The following is a 2,871-nucleotide window of genomic DNA, read 5'->3' on the forward strand; positions in this document are numbered from 1 at the left end:
TCTAAGTATTGATCCAGGCTTAAACGTATTATCGCTCCTCCTATGACGTTATCATAGAAGGAGCGATAATAAATTATAAGGGGTTTTTATCAAACTGTCCTTGACATGGGGTCCAGTTTAAAGTGTCTTCTGATTACTATTTGTGTTTTATTTATGCTTCTGCTTTTCCTAAGAAAATGTGCCCTAGAATCTCTAGCATTTCATCAAGACTTGTCCCTCTAATGCCTAAGTTCTTCAAATCAGGTTTATCTTCCTTAATTTGTTCAATGAATTGAATAACATCATTTTGAATATCCCGTGAGGATCCAACCCTGCTTGCAGGTGATACATTGGCAAGAAGCCTAAAGACGTCATTCTTATGTTTCTTTATATTTTTCGTATCGACATCTTCTCCTGCTTCTTTTCGTTCTTTCAAATCCAGCCATGCTTTAATCTTAAACAGGATAACTGTTTCCAATTCAATAAGTGAAAAGCCGTCCACCATCCGTCTACCTTTTACTAATAGATTGTAATAGTCATCATTTAATAATATAGCAGAGAGACTGACAATGCTTTCATCTATATGAATGGGAGTCAGTCCCCTATCGAAGCTAAGTTCAAATTCATTAGGGAGCTTACTGAAGAGCTCAATCATTTTGGGAAAGCTTGTATCTTTCGGATCTGTAAAACGGTAAAATTGATTCTCCCCAGTTCCCTTCTCACGATGCTCATAACCCCCATCTTCTATGAATTGCCAGAAGGTTTCTCCAAAAGAGGAATCGAGGGCTTCAATGATGAGCACCATATCAAGATCCTTGGTTGCTCGAAATGAGGCTCCAAGTTCATCCATAAGAATATCGCAAGCTGTTCCTCCAATAAAGACATATTGACTTGTGTGATTTACAAAATACTCTTTAAATTTATCTAGTCCGTGTACCATGGCTCACCCCTTAAGACTTCTTCTAATGCTTGTTCAACCCTTTCATCTGTTTCTTCCTTCAAAGAAGCATACAAAGATAGTAAATCCACATGTCGATTATTAGAAAACAGTCCAGGATCATAGTCCCAAAGCTCTAACTCCACCAGTTTTGTATCTTTTATAAGGTCCTTATTTTTAACAACTTCAATCTTTTCTTTATTTAGCTTATTTATATCTATTGCCATAACCGGATGACCAGGTGGATTGATCATGGATAATTCTGCAAGTGCACCCAGTCCAGCAGTCAAAGCACCTAAAGGCCTTGCCTTTGTGTAGATGATTTTCCTCACTGGAGTCTTTAGATACTCGCGACCCCTGAGAAAGTAGTCCGGATCTGTAATCCTCTTATACTCCTTGCTGCGGCCAGTCATTCCTCCAATTTCATAGGTGATGAGATTCGCATGGTATAGATTATTTAATGCTCTGGAAGCTGTCATTATATTAAAGCCCAGCTTTTTAGCAAAATCAGTCGTATTAACGACTTCCTCTTTATTATACAAGAAGTACAAATACGCAATCTGCGCGGGTGTTGTGAATCCCTTCACTTCTTTTTCAACGTGTTCTTGGACTTTTTTCAAGTCAAGCCCCAAGAATGGCAAATACATCTGCCCATCTTCAATCACAAAGGCAATCCTGTTTTCAATCAGACTTTTTCTTCTATACCTTGTAATATCTTTGTAAAATAGAACAATTTGACGATCTGTCAGGTTTTTAATTTGCTTTATATGTTTTTGAAGATGATCAACATTTGGCATCTCGTCAACCGCTTCAATTAAAATACACCGTGTTCCAAGTATCGTCACCTCATAAAAGTTGTAGTTATCCCTTAAAAAAATCGGAAAATTATTCTTTTTAAGCCACGGTTTTATGGTAATCTGCTCATCTATATTTTCTTTCAAGTAAAGCTCTGCTGTCATGACCAATTAGATTACCTCCTAATGTAACATTATTTACTTAAAATATAACACTAATTCCGTTATATTGCAATCTAGATTTGTTACATTAGGTTAATTTAACTTTTTGATTTCAAATCCAACATATTTACTATTACATTTTAAGTTTAATTTGTTATATTACAATTGCCATATTCGTTCGTACATTTTTTCTTTATACGAATATTTATAACATCAAATCCACTCAGGAATCATATCGTCAATGAAGTATTCTCTTCTAGGCTTTGCAATCCCTATAAACTGCTTGCGACATTCCCACAGATCCATGAGGTATACGATGATCATCAGCCAAACTCATTCTCTTTCCTATTAAGGTGGACTATACCATAGTAGATCAGTCGGTTAAAGAGCTCTTCATCACTTGTTAGTTTTATAAGCTTATTATGTTTTTAACTTTACATAACGTAGTTATTCCAAAGGAGGAACGAATAATGGATACTATTGAAACATTAATAAGAAAAACGACTATTGATTTAGAAGACGTGGACTCCAAACGAAAAATTCGAGCGGTATAATCAGTAAATCGACGATATCTTAAGAAGTATCTACAATAATCCTGTTAACTTCTTAACTCAAGTTTTGCAGTTGAATATCCAGGTTTAACCCTTGCGGTTATTGAAACTTCTTATAAATAATTATCAAAAAACACACAAAATGACACCTCTCTTTGGTAAAATGTAGTCACCACAACAACATTCAAAGGAGAGATGTCTTATGACTAATATTTTACCAAAAAAATCAGAAAATCACGAGGTTGAATCGACCGTTTCCCACTTTTTTAAAGAATTCAAAATTGGAACACTCTTGAACCGAGCGAATGTAAAAAAAACTCTCGGTGTTAGTCCTGTGGTACTCTTTCAGTTCTTGTTTACTCTAGTCTTCACCTCAAAATCTGGAAACCAGGCTATCCTTTCTTCAAAAGCACCTGAAGAAATTAGTGTTTACACTGTAAACCGGTTC

General features: G+C 35.6%; 2 protein-coding genes and 1 pseudogene. 1 reads left to right on the plus strand and 2 read right to left on the minus strand.

Translation table 11 applies throughout. The annotated features are described in order from the left end of the window. Nucleotides 1–151: 151 nt before the first annotated feature. Both ACYQ4S_RS11470 and ACYQ4S_RS11475 read right to left on the minus strand, forming a co-directional pair. Nucleotides 152–919 (minus strand): hypothetical protein, encoded by a 768-nt coding sequence (locus tag ACYQ4S_RS11470; protein WP_346024630.1) that lies wholly within the window; start codon nt 917–919, stop codon nt 152–154. Next, nucleotides 904–1,881 (minus strand): MarR family transcriptional regulator, encoded by a 978-nt coding sequence (locus tag ACYQ4S_RS11475; protein ID WP_346024631.1) that lies wholly within the window; start codon nt 1,879–1,881, stop codon nt 904–906. The genes ACYQ4S_RS11470 and ACYQ4S_RS11475 overlap by 16 nt, the downstream gene beginning before the upstream one ends. Nucleotides 1,882–2,625: 744 nt before the next feature. On the opposite strand from ACYQ4S_RS11475, the pseudogene ACYQ4S_RS11480 reads away from it, so the two are divergent. Then, nucleotides 2,626–2,871, plus strand: a pseudogene (locus ACYQ4S_RS11480) (hypothetical protein); the annotation flags it as partial.

It is taken from the genome of Alkalibacterium sp. s-m-28, assembly GCF_054658175.1.

What these genes read in the sequence shown, in the direction of transcription:
- ACYQ4S_RS11470 (WP_346024630.1), bottom strand. Translation starts at nt 919, where the DNA reads ATGGTACACGGACTAGATAAATTTAAAGAGTATTTTGTAAATCACACA.